The 15,458-nt window shown below is 64.5% G+C and carries 14 protein-coding genes and 1 tRNA gene; 10 read left to right on the plus strand and 5 right to left on the minus strand.

Features of this window, described 5'->3' with window-relative positions; genetic code table 11:
- Nucleotides 1-191: 191 nt before the first annotated feature.
- The 5 genes from Q0632_RS18650 (at nucleotide 192) to Q0632_RS18670 (ending at nucleotide 3,725) form a co-directional block, all read left to right on the plus strand.
- The gene (locus Q0632_RS18650; RefSeq protein WP_298933301.1) at nucleotides 192-1,583 is read left to right on the plus strand and encodes a cytochrome bc complex cytochrome b subunit; all 1,392 of its coding nucleotides are present in this window, start codon (nucleotides 192-194) and stop codon (nucleotides 1,581-1,583) included.
- Nucleotides 1,584-1,600: 17 nt separating this feature from the next.
- Nucleotides 1,601-2,371 carry a cytochrome c1 gene (locus Q0632_RS18655; RefSeq protein WP_298933014.1) on the plus strand — a complete coding sequence of 257 codons (771 nt, stop codon included), beginning with the start codon at nucleotides 1,601-1,603 and terminating at the stop codon, nucleotides 2,369-2,371.
- Between the two features lie 106 nt (nucleotides 2,372-2,477).
- Entirely contained in the window at nucleotides 2,478-3,089 is a 612-nt protein-coding gene (locus tag Q0632_RS18660; RefSeq protein ID WP_298933015.1) for a glutathione S-transferase N-terminal domain-containing protein, read from the plus strand.
- A gap of 17 nt (nucleotides 3,090-3,106) precedes the next feature.
- Nucleotides 3,107-3,619: a ClpXP protease specificity-enhancing factor gene (locus Q0632_RS18665; protein ID WP_298933016.1), complete on the plus strand. Its 513-nt coding sequence runs from the start codon at nucleotides 3,107-3,109 to the stop codon at nucleotides 3,617-3,619.
- 30 nt (nucleotides 3,620-3,649) lie between these two features.
- Nucleotides 3,650-3,725, plus strand: a tRNA-Thr gene (locus Q0632_RS18670).
- 24 nt (nucleotides 3,726-3,749) lie between these two features.
- On the opposite strand, the gene Q0632_RS18675 is transcribed toward Q0632_RS18670, so the two are convergent.
- Complete coding sequence (locus Q0632_RS18675) at nucleotides 3,750-4,058, minus strand: hypothetical protein (RefSeq protein WP_298933303.1); 309 nt, start codon at nucleotides 4,056-4,058, stop codon at nucleotides 3,750-3,752.
- 27 nt (nucleotides 4,059-4,085) lie between these two features.
- Between Q0632_RS18675 and Q0632_RS18680 the strand changes: the two genes are divergently transcribed.
- Complete coding sequence (locus Q0632_RS18680; protein ID WP_298933017.1) at nucleotides 4,086-5,075, plus strand: M23 family metallopeptidase; 990 nt, start codon at nucleotides 4,086-4,088, stop codon at nucleotides 5,073-5,075.
- A gap of 124 nt (nucleotides 5,076-5,199) precedes the next feature.
- Complete coding sequence (secA, locus tag Q0632_RS18685) at nucleotides 5,200-7,974, plus strand: preprotein translocase subunit SecA (RefSeq protein WP_298933018.1); 2,775 nt, start codon at nucleotides 5,200-5,202, stop codon at nucleotides 7,972-7,974.
- Nucleotides 7,975-8,207: 233 nt separating this feature from the next.
- On the opposite strand, the gene Q0632_RS18690 is transcribed toward secA, so the two are convergent.
- Together Q0632_RS18690 and Q0632_RS18695 are read right to left on the minus strand one after the other, a co-directional pair.
- A complete protein-coding gene (locus tag Q0632_RS18690) occupies nucleotides 8,208-9,185 on the minus strand; it encodes a response regulator (RefSeq protein ID WP_298933019.1) in 978 nt (325 codons plus the stop codon).
- A gap of 42 nt (nucleotides 9,186-9,227) precedes the next feature.
- Nucleotides 9,228-10,484 (minus strand): HAMP domain-containing sensor histidine kinase, encoded by a 1,257-nt coding sequence (locus tag Q0632_RS18695; protein WP_298933020.1) that lies wholly within the window; start codon nucleotides 10,482-10,484, stop codon nucleotides 9,228-9,230.
- A 102-nt stretch (nucleotides 10,485-10,586) separates the two neighbouring features.
- Between Q0632_RS18695 and Q0632_RS18700 the strand changes: the two genes are divergently transcribed.
- The 3 genes from Q0632_RS18700 to Q0632_RS18710 all read left to right on the plus strand — a co-directional run bounded on the left by Q0632_RS18700 (nucleotide 10,587) and on the right by Q0632_RS18710 (nucleotide 13,089).
- Complete coding sequence (locus tag Q0632_RS18700; RefSeq protein ID WP_367181224.1) at nucleotides 10,587-11,288, plus strand: LuxR C-terminal-related transcriptional regulator; 702 nt, start codon at nucleotides 10,587-10,589, stop codon at nucleotides 11,286-11,288.
- A 90-nt stretch (nucleotides 11,289-11,378) separates the two neighbouring features.
- On the plus strand, nucleotides 11,379-12,299 hold the full coding sequence (locus tag Q0632_RS18705) for a hypothetical protein (protein ID WP_298933021.1): 921 nt from the start codon (nucleotides 11,379-11,381) through the stop codon (nucleotides 12,297-12,299).
- A gap of 22 nt (nucleotides 12,300-12,321) precedes the next feature.
- On the plus strand, nucleotides 12,322-13,089 hold the full coding sequence (locus Q0632_RS18710; protein ID WP_298933022.1) for a type III pantothenate kinase: 768 nt from the start codon (nucleotides 12,322-12,324) through the stop codon (nucleotides 13,087-13,089).
- Here the strand turns inward: Q0632_RS18710 and Q0632_RS18715 are convergent.
- Together Q0632_RS18715 and Q0632_RS18720 are read right to left on the minus strand one after the other, a co-directional pair.
- A complete protein-coding gene (locus Q0632_RS18715) occupies nucleotides 13,086-14,183 on the minus strand; it encodes a M14 family metallopeptidase (RefSeq protein WP_298933023.1) in 1,098 nt (365 codons plus the stop codon). The genes Q0632_RS18710 and Q0632_RS18715 overlap by 4 nt on opposite strands.
- The gene (locus tag Q0632_RS18720; RefSeq protein WP_298933024.1) at nucleotides 14,180-15,376 is read right to left on the minus strand and encodes a M20 aminoacylase family protein; all 1,197 of its coding nucleotides are present in this window, start codon (nucleotides 15,374-15,376) and stop codon (nucleotides 14,180-14,182) included. Before Q0632_RS18720 ends, Q0632_RS18715 begins: the two co-directional genes overlap by 4 nt.
- Nucleotides 15,377-15,458: the final 82 nt, after the last annotated feature.

Raw genomic sequence — 15,458 nt, forward strand, 5'->3', positions numbered from 1 at the left:
CGAACAAGCTGTTTCGACACCGGACCTGGATGATCCGGGCGTATGCCGACGGCATGGGGTCGGGAAGCATCGCACTGGTCATGCTTCCGATCTATCTGATCACCGGCGCACCCATCAAGGGGCCGTTGTCCGACATGGTGTTTGTCGGCACCTGGCTGACCACCATCGCCCGGCATCGCGCCATCGACCTGATGCGCAAGCGCAAGCCCGAGACCTCGCTCACCTGGCAGGACGACGACGGCCACGAGCACCAGCACGACGCGATCGACGGCAGCGGCTCGCCGCTCGTCTACGACTCGAGCGGAGGCACAGTCTCGAGCTCGATCATCGACGGCATCGGCACGCTGATCGGCGGCACGCCGATTGCCAAGGCCGTGCGCGTGCTGAACGCCGCCGGCGTGCCGGTGGCGTTCGCTTCGGTCGAATACATCATGCGCGACGTGCCATGGGGCTGGCTGATCCGCTACATGCATTCCACAGGTGCCTCGGCGTTCTTTGTGGTCGTGTACCTGCACATGTTCCGTGCCCTGATCTACGGTTCATATCGCAAGCCGCGCGAACTTGTCTGGCTGTTCGGATGCGGCATCTTCCTGGTGCTGATGGCCGAGGCCTTCATGGGCTACCTGCTGCCCTGGGGCCAGATGTCCTACTGGGGCGCCCAGGTGATCTTGAACATGTTCACCGCCATCCCCTTCATCGGCCCCGACTTGGCGCTGCTGATCCGCGGTGACTTCGTGGTGTCCGACGCCACGCTCAACCGATTCTTCAGCTTCCACGTCATTGCCGTGCCGCTGGTGTTGCTGGGCCTGGTGGCCGCGCACATCCTGGCGCTGCACGACGTCGGTTCGAACAACCCGGACGGCGTCGAGATCAAGGGTCCGAAGGCACTCAAGGACGCCAATGGGAAGCCGCTGGACGGCATCCCCTTTCACCCGTACTACACGGTGCATGACATCTTCGGCGTGGCCGTGTTCCTGATGGTCTTCACTGCCATCATCTTCTTCGCGCCCGAAGTCGGTGGCTACTTCCTGGAGTACAACAACTTCATCCCGGCCGACTCGCTCAAGACGCCCGCGCACATCGCACCGGTCTGGTATTTCACGCCGTACTACTCGATGCTGCGTGCCATCACCAGCGAGATGCTGTATGTGCTGATCGCCTGTGTCGTGGCCGGTGCCGGTTTCGGTGTGTTCAAGTCGAAGCTGCCCAGCCTGTTCAAGGGCGCGGTCGTGGTCGCCACCGTCGTGGCCATCGCCCTGATGCTGGCCATCGACGCCAAGTTCTGGGGTGTGGTCGCCATGGGCGGCGCGGTGGTCATCCTGTTCTTTCTGCCCTGGCTCGATTTCAGCCCGGTCAAGTCGATCCGCTACCGCCCGCAATGGCACAAATGGCTGTACGGCGTGTTCGTCGTGAACTTCCTGGTGCTGGGCTACCTGGGCGTGCAGCCGCCTTCGCCGATCGGCGAGCGCGTGTCGCAGATCGGCACCCTGTTCTATTTCGGCTTCTTCCTGCTGATGCCGTGGTGGAGCCGGCTGGGCGAGTTCAAGCCCGTGCCCGAGCGCATCACTTTCGCCGCGCACTGAGCTGGAGCATGACAAGAATGAAAAAATTCATCATCACCCTCGTTCTGTCGTGGAGCGCAGCGCTGGGCGTCACGACCGGCGCGCACGCTTCGGGCGGCGACAGCATCGCCTGGGACAAGGCGCCCAACATCACCAACGATCTGCCGGCACTGCAAAACGGTGCCAAGCTGTTCGTCAACTACTGCCTGAACTGCCACTCGGCAGCCTTCATGCGCTACAACCGCCTGCAGGACATCGGCCTGACCGAGCAGCAGATCAAGGACAACCTGTTGTTCGCGACCGACAAGGTCGGCGAGACCATGAAGGCCGCGATCGACCCCAAGCAGGCCAAGGAATGGTTCGGTGCCAACCCGCCTGACCTGACCCTGGTGGCGCGTTCGCGCTCCGGCCACGGCGGCACCGGTGCGGACTATCTCTACACCTACCTGCGCACCTACTACCGCGACCCGTCCAAGGCGACCGGCTGGAACAACCTGGTCTTCCCCAGCGTCGGCATGCCCCACGCGCTGTGGGAACTGCAAGGTGAGCGCGAGCCGGTGTTCGAGACGCAGAGCAGCCATGGCCATGAAACCAAGATCTTCAAGGGCTGGAAGCAGGTCAGCGCGGGCACGATGACGCCGTTGCAATACGACCAGGCGGTCGGCAATCTCGTCGGCTACCTGCAGTGGATGGCCGAGCCGGCCCAGAACCAGCGCGTGCGCATCGGTGTCTGGGTGCTGCTGTTCCTGGGCGTGTTCACCGTGATCGCCTGGCGCCTGAACGCCGCGTTCTGGAAGAATGTGCATTAACGGACGAGGACGATAACGCGGTCCGGCATCGCCGGGCACGCGTCCTTGCAGACACGGTCCAGCTTGGCGCGGACCGTGTTTTCACTTTGTATAGGAGCCTCTCATCATGATGGTGCTGTATTCCGGGACGACCTGTCCTTTTTCCCACCGCTGCCGTTTTGTGCTGTTCGAGAAGGGCATGGATTTCGAGATCCGTGACGTCGACCTGTACAACAAGCCGGAAGACATCAATGTGATGAATCCGTATGGCCAGGTCCCCATCCTGGTCGAGCGCGACCTGATCCTGTACGAGTCGAACATCATCAACGAGTACATTGACGAGCGCTTCCCGCATCCGCAACTCATGCCGGGCGACCCGGTGGACCGTGCCCGCGTGCGCCTGTTCCTGCTCAATTTCGAGAAGGAACTGTTCGTTCACGTCAACACGCTCGAGTCGCGCGCTGCCAAGAGCAACGAAAAGGCGCTGGAAAAGGCGCGCTCGCACATCCGCGACCGCCTGACGCAGCTGGCCCCGGTGTTCCTGAAGAACAAGTACATGCTGGGCGACAACTTCTCCATGCTCGACGTCGCCATCGCGCCCCTGCTGTGGCGCATGGACTACTATGGCATCGAGCTGTCCAAGAACGCGGCGCCCCTGCTCAAGTATGCAGAGCGCATCTTCTCGCGGCCGGCCTACATCGAAGCGCTGACGCCGTCTGAAAAGGTGATGCGCAAGTAAGCAGTCTGCCGCGCCGCATGAACGCCCTGGAATCCACGTCGACCCGCCCCTACCTGATCCGGGCCCTGTACGAATGGTGCACCGACAACGGGTTGACGCCCTATGTTGCGGTGCTGGTCGACGACACCGTGCAGGTGCCGCGTGAATACGTCAAGAACGGCGAGATCGTCCTGAACATCAGTTTTGATGCGACCAGTTCGCTCAAGCTTGGCAACGACTTCATCGAGTTCAAGGCGCGCTTTGCCGGCAGCGCACGCGAGATCATCGTGCCGATCAGCCGTGTGATCGCGATCTACGCGCGGGAGAACGGCCAGGGCATGGCATTCCCAGTTCCCGTGGCGGGGGGCGAGGGGTCCAAGCCCTCGCCTCTGTCCAGTGTCCCGGCTGCCGGAGGGGTGGAGGGTGAGCCCAAGGTCGTGCAACTGGTCCCCCCCGAGCCTGCCGCGGCAGATGATGCCGGGAGCGGCCCGGAAGGCGAGCCGCCTCGTCCTCCCCCCGGTCCGCGGCCTGCACTCAAGCGCGTCAAGTGACGCGCAGCACGCCTTAAAATTCAAGCATTCGCCGATTTAGCTCAGTTGGTAGAGCAACCGCCTTGTAAGCGGTAGGTCGTCAGTTCGATTCCGACAATCGGCACCATTTCTCCCGGGAGACTTCAGCCGGCTACCTTTGGCTGCTTTGTACCTTGATGCGAATTGAGGTAACCTCCCAACCCCGGTCGCGCAGGCGGTTCTGCAGGGCAGGCAAGACCTGCCGGAGCTTGGCGGCCGCGGCGTTGTTGCTGACCAGGAGGCACCAGGACGGTCCATCGACCGGCCCAGCCTTCACGGCGGGCCGCAATGGGGCAGGGATCAATAATTCGACCGCTTTGAGCCGTTCGTTCGAGTCGCGTGCCAGTTCCGCCAGTCTTGCCAGAGTCGGTGAGCCTTCGGCGGCCTGCAACAGCGTGACGGGGTGCAGTTTTCGGTTCATGAAGGCGGACAGGAAGAGGGGATCACGGTGCATTTCATTATCACGGATGCGTGGCTGGCCAAGAGCCGTGCCATCCACCTGAGCGGGACACGGCTGGTCGTTGTGTTCTTCACTTTGTCGCTGGCGCTGATGGTGCTCGCGGCAGGCCTTTACCACTGGGTTTTCCTCAAAGGCGCGCGGGAAGGCTGGCCCGTTGTGGGCACGCTGGTGCGCTTGGTGGTCAAGGACGAATTTGAGCAGCGCGACCGCTTCATGCGCGAGAACCTCGATGCCATGGCCCGCAAGCTCGGCGAGATGCAGGCCAAGATGGTGCAGCTGGAGGCCCTGGGCGAACGCGTGTCGGGGCTGGCCGGCGTCAATCCGGCCGAGATCAAGGCCACGCCCGGCCGTGGCGGCGCCCTGGTGTCCGGGCGCCCGCTGACGATGGAGGAATTGCAGGCTACCTTGTCCGACCTGGACCAGTTGACCGGCCAGCGCAACGACCTGCTCACGGTCATGGAGTCGCGCCTGTTCGACCAGAAAATCCGCAAGATGATGGCGCCCACCCAGCAGCCGGTGCAGGCAGGCCACATGGGCTCGTCCTTCGGCTGGCGCATCGATCCTTTCACCGGCCGCTCGGCCCTGCACACGGGCCTGGATTTCCAGGCCGACCCGGGCACGGCCATCCTCGCGGCTTCCGGCGGGGTGGTGGTGACCCAGGAATACCACGCCGCCTACGGAAACATGGTCGAAGTGGACCACGGCAACGACCTGGTCACGCGCTATGCCCATGCCTCCAGGGTGCTGGTGAAAAAGGGCGACCTGGTCCGGCGCGGCCAGAAACTCGCCGAAGTTGGCACGACCGGGCGCTCGACCGGACCTCACCTGCATTTCGAGGTACTGGTCCAGGGGGTCATGCAGGATCCGCAGAAATTCCTGACTGCGGGCCAGAGCCTGCCAGCCAGTGCGCAGGTGGCCACCTTTGCCGCCAAACCGCCGCCCGCGGCGCCTGCCCTGCAGATGCCATCGCGCAGGTAAAATCGAAAGTTCCGTTGGCGCCCGCCTGTTCTTGCTTTGGCTGGCGTCGACCCCATTTCCTGCATAACAAGAGGATTGCGCTGCCCTGCTGGCCCCGGTGGGCCGGCAGGGCAGCACTGCATTCATGGCCAAGAACTTCCTGACCCAGATTTTCGGATCGCGCAACGACCGCCTGCTCAAGCAATACCGCAAGACAGCGGAGCGCATCAATGCGCTGGAGCCTGAATTCGAGAAGTTGAGCGACGAGCAGCTGCGTGGCAAGACGCAGGAGTTCAAGGACCGCGTCGCCGGCGGCGAATCACTCGATGCCATCCTGCCCGAAGCCTTTGCCGTGGTGCGCGAAGGTTCCAAGCGCATCATGAAGATGCGCCATTTCGATGTTCAACTGTTGGGCGGCATGGCACTGCACAACGGCAAGATCGCTGAAATGGGCACAGGTGAGGGCAAGACGCTGACGGCCACGCTGCCGGTCTACCTGAACGCGCTGAGCGGCAAGGGCGTTCACGTGGTCACGGTGAACGACTATCTGGCCAACCGGGATGCCCAGTGGATGGGCAAGCTGTACAACTTCCTGGGCCTGACGGTGGGCATCAACCTGCCGCAGATGCCGCGTGAGGACAAGCAGGCCGCCTACCGCGCCGACATCACCTACGGCACCAACAACGAGTACGGTTTCGACTACCTGCGCGACAACATGGTCTACGAGGTGGCCGACCGCGTGCAGCGCAGCGTGAACTTCGCCATCGTCGACGAGGTCGACTCGATCCTGATCGATGAGGCACGCACACCGCTGATCATCAGCGGCCAGGCGGAAGACCACACCGAGATGTACATCGCCATGAACCGGGTCGTGCCGCTGCTGGTCAAGCAGGAAGGCGAGGCCGACCCGCGCACCGGCGAAGGAATCATCAAGGCGGGCGATTTCACCCAGGATGAGAAGACCCACCAGGTGTTCCTGACCGAGCAGGGCCACGAAAACGCCGAGCGCATCCTGTTCAACCTGGGCCTGATTCCCGAGGGCGCCACCCTGTACGACCCGGCCAACATCACGTTGATGCACCACCTGTACGCTGCGCTGCGGGCCAACCACCTGTACCACCGCGACCAGCACTACGTCGTCCAGCCTGGCGAGGACGGCGCCCAGGAAGTGGTGATCGTCGACGAGTTCACCGGTCGCCTGATGTCGGGCCGCCGCTGGAGCGATGGCCTGCACCAGGCCGTGGAAGCCAAGGAAGGCGTCCCCATCCAGGCAGAAAACCAGACCCTGGCATCCATCACCTTCCAGAACTATTTCCGCCTCTACGGCAAGCTGGCCGGCATGACCGGCACGGCCGATACCGAAGCCTACGAGTTCCAGGAGATCTACGGCCTGGAAACCATGGTGATCCCGCCGAACCGGCCGAGCCGCCGTGACGACCAGCTCGACCGCGTGTACAAGACCACGCGCGAGAAGTACGAGGCGGCGATCAAGGACATCCGCGAGTGCTACGAGCGCGGCCAACCCGTGTTGGTCGGTACCACTTCCATCGAGAACTCCGAAATCATCGACGCCTTGCTCAACAAGGAAGGCCTGCCGCACCAGGTGCTCAACGCCAAGCAGCATGCGCGCGAGGCCGACATCGTGGCCCAGGCCGGCCGCCCGAAGATGATCACCATCGCCACCAACATGGCCGGTCGCGGCACCGACATCGTGCTGGGCGGTAATGTGGGGAAAGCGGTGGAAGCGGTGGAAGCCGACGAATCGCTCGACGCGGCCGCCAAGGCGCTGAAAATCGAGGAGCTGCGTGCCCATTGGGCCAAAGAGCACGAGGTGGTGAAGGCCCACGGTGGCCTGCGCATCATCGCGACCGAGCGCCACGAGTCGCGCCGCATTGACAATCAACTGCGCGGCCGTTCGGGCCGCCAGGGCGATCCCGGCTCCTCGCGCTTCTACCTGAGCCTGGACGATCCGCTCATGCGCATCTTCGCCGGCGACCGGGTCAAGGCCATCATGGACCGCCTGAAGATGCCAGACGGCGAGGCCATCGAGGCCGGTATCGTCACCCGCAGCATCGAAAGCGCCCAGCGCAAGGTCGAGGCGCGCAACTTCGACATCCGCAAGCAGTTGCTGGAGTACGACGATGTCTCCAATGACCAGCGCAAGGTGATTTACCAGCAGCGCAACGACATCATGGATGCGGCCGATCTGGGCGCCCAGATCGCCTCGCTGCGCCAGGGCTGCTTCACCGACCTGACGCGCCAGTACGTGCCGGCCGAATCAGTGGAAGAGCAATGGGACGTCCCGGGCCTGGAAAAGGTGCTGGCCGACGAGTGGGAAATCCAGTTGTCGCTGCAGCAGGACGTTCAGGCCGCCAGCGCGATCACCGACGAGGACCTCCTGGAGAAGGTGCTCAAGACGGCTGACGCGGCTTTTGATCGCAAGGTCGAGCAGATCGGCGCAGCCAATTTCACGCAGTTCGAGCGCGTGGTTCTGCTGCAAAGCATCGACACGCACTGGCGCGAACACCTGTCGGCGCTCGACTACCTGCGCCAGGGCATCCACCTGCGTGGCTATGCGCAAAAGCAGCCCAAGCAGGAGTACAAGCGCGAGGCCTTCGAGCTGTTCGGCCAGTTGCTGGACTCCGTCAAGAACGAAGTCACCAAGGTCCTGATGACGGTGAAGGTGCAGTCCGGCGAACAGCTGGAGCAGGCGGCCGAGGACATGGAAAGCCGCGCAGAACGCATTGCCAACGTCACCTATACCGCGCCCACGGAAACCGGCGAAGTGGAGAGCACGCTCGATGAGCGCACGGCGCGCGAACTGCCCGCCGTGGCCGGCATGCCCCGGGTGGGCCGCAACGACCCCTGCCCCTGCGGCAGTGGCAAAAAGTACAAGCAGTGCCACGGCAAGCTGGCCTGAGTTTTTGTTGCGTTTTGCGACGAAATCACACTTTTCCCTGCAGACGGTAACTTATTTGTATCACCCCTGTCATATCTGACAGGGGTGATGTGACGCGTTGTGACATTTACCTCTTCAATGGGGCGCCATTTTTACAGGTGCAACATGGAAGTCGTTGGAATTACCCACTCGGCCGCCGCAGCCGATCCCTGCCTGCCAGAAGTTCTTCAGGCGCATGACGGGGGGCCGGTGGTTCAGCCCTGGACCCGGCGCTTGTCCTGCCGTGCCAGCCAGTTGGTATAACCATTGACCGGATCGGGCGCATGCATGGCAGGAACGCTGAACAGCGCGCCCAGCAGCAAGCCGTCCTGGCCCACCGGGAAGGCCGCCGCGAGTTCTGGCGGGCCTGCGCGGCCAAGGGCCTGGCGCAGTTCGAGGTCGGCCAGCTTGCGGCCATGACGAATATCGTCCAGGCCCGCCGGTGGCACGCCCTCGAGTTCGGCGAGTTCCGCCAGGGCCTTGAGACCGTCGGTGGTTTCCAACTGCAGCCAACTGGCCTGGCCAGCGGCGTCCAGGCCGATCACACCAAAAGGCTCGCCGATCACGATGTGCTCGACCCAGCGTTTGGTGCCCAGGCGCAACAGTTCCTGGTCGACCGATGGCAGGCGTAGCAGGGCGTTTTGCTCCGGGCTGAGCGTGGCCCGCCAGGTCTGCGCGTGGCGGGCGTTGGGCGTGGTCAGGAGGTGCTCCACGGCATCGATCAGGCGCTTGGAGATGTCTGGTGCCTGCTTGGCAATGAACTGGTCGATCAGCCCCCGGTTGAATGCGCGCACCGCCACCTGTTCATCTGCCTGGCCGGTGAGCAGCACCCGCGAGCCCGGCCAGTCGACCAGTTCGGCCAGCGCCTGCAGACCGTCCATGGCCGGCATCGAATAGTCCACCACGCACACCCGCGTGAGGGCATAGCGTTCGGTGTACTTGGACCAATAGCCAAGAATCTGCGGAATCAGGGGCTTGCCTTCGCGCCAGTGGCCGACCAGTTGCTGCTGGTTCCAGGCATCGGCTTCCCAGAAGGGCGGTTCCTGGTGCAGGTAGCTGATGCATTCGGCAGGCCTCAGGAACAGCTTGACGTTCCAGTGCCTGGGAAGCACCAGGGCGAGCATTTCCAGGTAGTCGGGATCGTCGTCGAGGAAGACGATCGTGCCGGGACGGTGAAACAGGGGAAAGCTCATCTTGCGGCCAATCAGACAAACGTGGGGATGGGATTCATTGTGCTAGCCCAGGACGGGCAGTTCAATCGTGAAAATGGCGCCACGCGCGGGCTCCGACCTGACCCGGATGCTGCCCTTGGCGCCTTCGACCACGCGCTGGCAGAAAGCCAGTCCCAGGCCATGCCCGGTGCCGCGGTTGGTCGAGAAGAAGGGTTCGAAAATGCGCGGCTGCAAGTCGGGGTTGATGCCGACGCCCTTGTCCGATACGACGATCCTGCCCCTGTTGTGCATGGTCCCGACTTCGACCATCAGGTCACCCGGCTTGCTGGCGCTGCTGGCGGCGGCCAGCGAACGCAGGGCGTTCTTCAGCAGATTGTCGATGACCTGGACGAACAGGGCCTGCGAGCCATGGAAGTGGAAGTCGCGCCGGACCAGCAGTTGAACGCTCTCGCGCTCACGCGTGCTGCGAAACGGGTAGTTGGCGACCGCCGCGGACACCAGTTTGGAGGCCGACATGGATTCCTTGGTGGTGGGCAGGCGCATCAGTCTTGCATTGGCGATCTGGGTGTCGATCTGGTGGTTCGTGTTGCGCACCAGCATGTGCAGGCGTTCGCCAAGCTTGTCGAGCTTGTGTGCGGAAGCATCGGTGCGCCCGCTCCCCTCGGCCCGCACCGCATCACCGATCAGCGACATCGTGGCCAGTGGCGTGCGCAGTTCGTGGGCCATGATGCCCGTGGTCGTCAGCGTGTGGGCCAGGTGCTCTCGCCGCAGATTGGCCGAGGACAGGCCCAGGAGCAGCCCCATGCTGACGCAAGAGGCCATGACGACGGCATCCGACAGCATGTGGCTTGTGGACCACGGCGGCACCGGCGGTCCCCAGAGACAGAACGCGATCTGCGCGCACGAAGCCCCAGCAGCCAGCCCCAGTGTGCCAATCCGCCAGTCGGTCACAAAATAGTAGGTCAGGATCATCGCCGCCATGCTGGCCAGCCAGACCGCATTGCCTCCATTGCACAGGTACATGTAGCTGAAAAGAAAGGGCAGCTCGAACCAGGTCACCACACTGAAGATCTGGCCGGACAGCCTGCTGCTCGGGTCGTTGGAGATGCGCTGGTTGACCAGCAGCAGCCCCAGTGCAGCAGCGCACAGGCGCAGCGGCAGACTCTCATAGGGCTGGGGCAGACCGATGGCCCATGTCCACCAGAACAGCGGATGGCCGACCAGGACGAACAGGCCCAGGCCCTTCATGCGCAATGGGGAGGGGTGGAGCACGGCCACCAGCGGCGAGGTGATGACTTCTTCGAGGAGCCAGCGCGACATCCGTTGCCGTACCGGCAGCCGCGCAGTCGCCTGGGCAGCGAATGGATGGCCTTGGGATGTGTCGCGAAGGGTCAAGGGGCAGGGAAGGCCGGTGTGGGGAGCGTGCTATTGTCCCGGTTCTTTGAAAACACGTCGATGCAGCTACCTGTTAACTTTGACAGTGCGAGCCTGGACGGCATCCTCAGCGACTGGGCCAGCGCATTGCGCGAGTTTTCGGTGGAGGCAGTGGCCGTGCTGGGACCGGATCCGTTCGGAACCATCGAGGACCGCCAGGTCATGGCCGTGCATCCACCTCTGGTTGCGGATGCCGCTACCGCATTGGCCGAGAGCCGGGATTTCGGCGCCCCGTGGCGCGACTCCGATGCGCCGCTGGTGGCCTGGCAGCACATCGCCAAATCAGACCAGCTTGCGTCCAGCCGCTGGCGCCTGCTCTGGCTGGCCCATGGCTTCCAGACCGTCGTGCGCGTGGAATTCACGCTGCCAGCGGGCCGTGCCTTCGAATGCTTCATGTTCAGCCCGCGCGAGTTGACCGACAGATCAGAGGCTGCATCGCTGGCATGGTCGGCGCTCAACATCTGGCCGGTGATCAGGCGCTGCATCGCGCAGGAGCGATCCACGCTGAGCCCGCGCGAGCGCGAATGCCTGGTCCTTGCATTCCAGGGGATGACGGCGCGTGAAACCGGGCAGCGCCTGCGGTGCAGTGAACGCACCGTGAACTACCACCTGGCCAATGCGATGGGAAAACTCAAGGTCGACAACAAGCTGGCTGCGATCCAGCGAGCCTGCTGGATCGGCGCTCTCTAGCGGCCGGACCTGGTCGCGGTGGGCAGCCAGCTGTGCTGACAGGCTGATGGGCTTTCGGTTTATATTGCGGCACACTTTCATTGCACTGCCATGGCCGATTCCGATCGCACCGCTTCCCTGATGACTCCTGCCAAGCTGGCGCAGGTCAGCCGTCCGAAGGCGGCAGTGTCGCCCGCCGCCTACCTGGACCGGATGGCAGCCGACGCGGGCCACATGCATCTGCACCAGTTGGCCCAGCTGCGTGGCGTGCTGGAAACCCATGCACGGGCCCGCGATCCCGCACCAATCGCCAAGGAGTTGGCCCAACTGGCCAAAACCTTGTCCGACCTTGATTTCGCTCTGCTGGAGGCGCGCGGCTGGTGGGCGCGCACCACCGGCAAGGGGCGTAGCACCAGCGGGGAGTTTGCGGCGCAGGTCGAACAGATCGACGCGACGGCCCAGGCCCTGGCGTTGCAGGTGCAGAAACTGCACAAGCGCCAGCAAGCCGAAGCTGTGGCGACCGAGCGCACCCTGGTCGAGTTCGAAGTGGAGTGCCGCGCGATCGACAAGCTCGTGGAACAGGGCGCGCGCTGGCTGCAGGACATGCGCAAGCAGCTGCAGGAGCGCAGCGCTGCCGCAACCGGCGAACAGAGCCAGCAGCAGCTGCGTGAGGATGCCGGCCGCTGCGACATCCTGATTGCGCGCCTGAAGCTCTTGCGCGATGTCGTTGCCGCCGCCCAGGCGGTGCACGAGCAGGCGCGGGGCACGGCCGCGCAACGGGCGACGGTGCTGCAGATGCTGCAACAGGTGCTGGCATCGGACGTCAAGGCATGGCAGGGCAGGATGCCCGCGCTGGCCGCCCAGGCCGCGCAGGGCAAGCCCCCATCGCTGGAGGGCGCAATGGAGACCCACCAGGAGTTGCAGCTGTGCATCAGGCAATGCATCGCCGACGGCGAAACCCTGCGGGCCCAGGAGGATGCGCTGGCGGCTGCCCTGGCCGGATTTGGTCGCTTGCTGGACGCCGCGGGCTGAGCTGCGCGGCCAGGCTGCAACCATGCCCTTTCTCGCCATCGACATCGGCAATACCCGCCTGAAATGGGCCCTGTATGACGCGCCGCGCCCCGGCGCTGCCCTGCAGGCGCAAGGTGCCGAATTCCTCGAGAACATCGACAAGCTGGCCGACGGCCCGTGGAGCGCCATTGCCTGCCCGGACCGCATGCTCGGCTGCGCCGTAGCGGCCGATGCCATCAAGCGCCGCGTCCAGGAGCAGATGGAGGAGCTGTGGGACATCCCGGCCCAATGGGTGGTCGCCAGCGCGGCCGAGGCAGGCCTGGTCAACGGCTATGACCACCCGGCCCGGCTGGGCGCCGACCGCTGGGTGGCGATGGTCGGGGCCCGGCACCATCTTCTGGCCCAGGGGGCGCCCAGGCCACTGGTGGTGGTGATGGTGGGCACGGCCGTGACCGTCGAAGCGGTCGATGCCGATGGCCGCTTTCTGGGCGGATTCATCCTGCCCGGCCACGGCATCATGCTGCGGGCGCTGGAGTCGGGCACGGCCGGCCTGCACGTGCCGACCGGCGAGGTGTGCGAGTTTCCCACCAACACCAGCGACGCTCTGACCAGCGGCGGCACCTATGCCATTGCAGGGGCCATCGAGCGGATGGTCCAGCACGTGCGCCGCCATTGCGGCGCCGAGCCGGCCTGCTACATGACCGGCGGCGCGGGCTGGAAGATGGCGCCCAGCATGTCCGTTGCTTTCGAGCTGGTGGACAGCCTGATCTTCGATGGGCTGCTGGAAATCGCCAGGCTGCGCTTCGGCTAGCCCTGCAGACCGTCGGCAGCCTGGTACAGCGACTCGCTTGCCTGCTGCAGGATCTGCTCTTTCCAGCTGTCGGTGTCGGTGTAGAAGGCGTCCTTCATCTGCTGCTTGACCTGTGCCGCCAGGGCCGGCGGCGCATCAGGGTGCAGATTCAGCCAGTGCTCGCCGCGCAGCGCATGCATCACCTCCAGCACCGGCACCGTGCCGTATTCCATCGCGATGCCGGTGTACTGCGCTTGCGGGCATTCTTCATAGACTGAGTTCCACATCAGGCCGGTGAGAAAGGCCGAGCTCGACGAGCCGTCGTAGATGGAAGTCACCGGCGTTCTGCCGCCGCCGTCCCACCAGGAGCGGGCGCGCTGCACGGCTGCATCGTCGTCGGCGCCCGCATAGATGCGCTCGCCCAGGCCGCTGGGGCCCAGCCCGGTGTGGATGTCGATCCAGCCGATGCGCGAGGCCTTGCTCCCGTAGCTGCGCAGCACCTCGCGCAACGTGCTGTTGCTCCAGGTGGGCCCGGTGCCGCCGAAGAACAAGCCTCCAGGGAACTCGTGCTGGCCGCGCGAGATGGCAGCCTGGTAGGCGGGCTCGCCATGGGTGGCGATGTACTGCGAGATCGCCGCGTTGTTGTCGTCCGACGGCGGCCATTGGGCCGGCAGCAGCAGCGCCTGGAGCTCGCGGTAGGCGGTGTTGTCCGGCAAGGGCCGGCTGAAATCGTGGAAGTTGCGGTTCAGGTCCACGTTTTCATGCGTGGTGCGGCGGATGTGCGAAAAGCCATAAGGGTTGAGCGCATGGATGTAGAGCACGGCCACCCCGCGGGAGCGCGCGTGGTCGCGCCACGCCCTGTCGCGCAGTGCCGCCACCTGCACGCCGGTGCCGCAATAGCCTTCCACGCCATGGCAGGCGCTGGTCAGGATCAGGAGGCTCGAGGCCAGCGCGTCGCCGTCCAGCGCCACGTCCATGGCCAGTTCTTCACCATCGCGCCCCGGCAGCGGGTGCGGCCTGGAGTCGACCTGCACGCCGGCGTCGGCGGCGGCGTGCAGGAACTTGGCGCGGGCTTGGGCGTAGGTGGATGAGAAAGCGTCGTGGGCCCCTGTCATGCAGCCTGCTCCGCGAACCAGGCTTCGGCCAGGCGCACCCAGTAGGTGGCGCCAAGGGGAATCAGGTCGTCGTTGAAGTCGTAGCTGGGGTTGTGCAGCATGCAGGGGCCGCCGCCGTGGCCCATCTCTCGGTGGCTGCCGTCGCCATTGGCGATGAAGCAGTAGGCACCGGGCTTGGCCTGCAGCATGTAGGAGAAGTCTTCCGCGCCCATGGTGGGCTCCTGCGCCTCGACGTTGGCTTCGCCGACGATGGACGCCATCACCTTGCGCGCGAACTCGGCCTCCTTGGGCGAGTTGATGGTGGGCGGGTAGTTGCGCACGAACTCGAATTCGCAAACGGCGTCGTGCGCCGCGCAGACATGTTCGGCCACCTGCTGCATGCGCTTTTCGATCAGGTCCAGCACTTCAAGTGTGAAGGTGCGCACCGTGCCCTGCAACTCGCAGCTGTCGGGGATCACGTTGGTCGCCTCGCCGGCGTGGATCATGGTCACGGAGATGACGCCGGCATCGACCGGCTTCTTGTTGCGGCTGATGATGGTCTGGAAGGCCTGCACCATCTGGCAGGCCACCGGCACCGGGTCGACACCGTTGTGCGGCAGGGCTGCATGGCCGCCCTTGCCGCGGATGGTGATCTTGAACTCGTTGCTCGACGCCATCACCGGGCCGGGGCTGACGGCGAACTTGCCGATCTGTGAGCCTGGCCAGTTGTGCATGCCGAACACGGCCTGCATCGGAAACTGTTCGAACAGGCCTTCCTTGATCATTTCGCGGGCACCGCCGCCGCCTTCTTCGGCGGGCTGGAAGATCAGATAGACAGTGCCATCGAAGTTGCGGTTCTTGGCGAAATGCTGGGCCGCGGCCAGCAGCATCGCCGTGTGGCCGTCATGGCCGCAGGCGTGCATCTTGCCCTGGTGCTTGCTGGCATGGCTGAAGGTGTTGAACTCCTGCATGGGCAGGGCATCCATGTCGGCACGCAGGCCGATGGCCCGGTCGCTGCTGCCGTTCTTCAGGATGCCGACCACGCCGGTCGTGCCCAGCCCGCGGTGGATGGGAATGCCCCATTCGGTGAGCTTTTGTGCCACCACGTCGGCGGTACGCACTTCTTCGAAGCACAGTTCGGGGTGGGCGTGGATGTCGCGGCGGATGGCCGCGATGCCGGCCGCCTGGGTGACGATGGAGTCCAGGATTTTCATTGGAAGATGCGGTTGGTCGAGGCTTGCAGTCTAGCCGTGCCGCGCCGCAGGCGCCAGAGCGCGACATGCGCCAGAATGGGGT

It is taken from the genome of uncultured Ramlibacter sp. (assembly GCF_936925435.1).
Classification (GTDB): domain Bacteria; phylum Pseudomonadota; class Gammaproteobacteria; order Burkholderiales; family Burkholderiaceae_C; genus Ramlibacter.

Coding starts and splice junctions, on each gene's coding strand:
- Q0632_RS18650 (WP_298933301.1), top strand. CDS start 192: ATGCGCAAGCGCAAGCCCGAGACCTCGCTCACCTGGCAGGACGACGAC.
- Q0632_RS18655 (WP_298933014.1), top strand. CDS start 1,601: ATGAAAAAATTCATCATCACCCTCGTTCTGTCGTGGAGCGCAGCGCTG.
- Q0632_RS18660 (WP_298933015.1), top strand. CDS start 2,478: ATGATGGTGCTGTATTCCGGGACGACCTGTCCTTTTTCCCACCGCTGC.
- Q0632_RS18665 (WP_298933016.1), top strand. CDS start 3,107: ATGAACGCCCTGGAATCCACGTCGACCCGCCCCTACCTGATCCGGGCC.
- Q0632_RS18675 (WP_298933303.1), bottom strand. CDS start 4,058: ATGAACCGAAAACTGCACCCCGTCACGCTGTTGCAGGCCGCCGAAGGC.
- secA (WP_298933018.1), top strand. CDS start 5,200: ATGGCCAAGAACTTCCTGACCCAGATTTTCGGATCGCGCAACGACCGC.
- Q0632_RS18690 (WP_298933019.1), bottom strand. CDS start 9,185: ATGAGCTTTCCCCTGTTTCACCGTCCCGGCACGATCGTCTTCCTCGAC.
- Q0632_RS18695 (WP_298933020.1), bottom strand. CDS start 10,484: ATGTCGCGCTGGCTCCTCGAAGAAGTCATCACCTCGCCGCTGGTGGCC.
- Q0632_RS18705 (WP_298933021.1), top strand. CDS start 11,379: ATGGCCGATTCCGATCGCACCGCTTCCCTGATGACTCCTGCCAAGCTG.
- Q0632_RS18710 (WP_298933022.1), top strand. CDS start 12,322: ATGCCCTTTCTCGCCATCGACATCGGCAATACCCGCCTGAAATGGGCC.
- Q0632_RS18715 (WP_298933023.1), bottom strand. CDS start 14,183: ATGACAGGGGCCCACGACGCTTTCTCATCCACCTACGCCCAAGCCCGC.
- Q0632_RS18720 (WP_298933024.1), bottom strand. CDS start 15,376: ATGAAAATCCTGGACTCCATCGTCACCCAGGCGGCCGGCATCGCGGCC.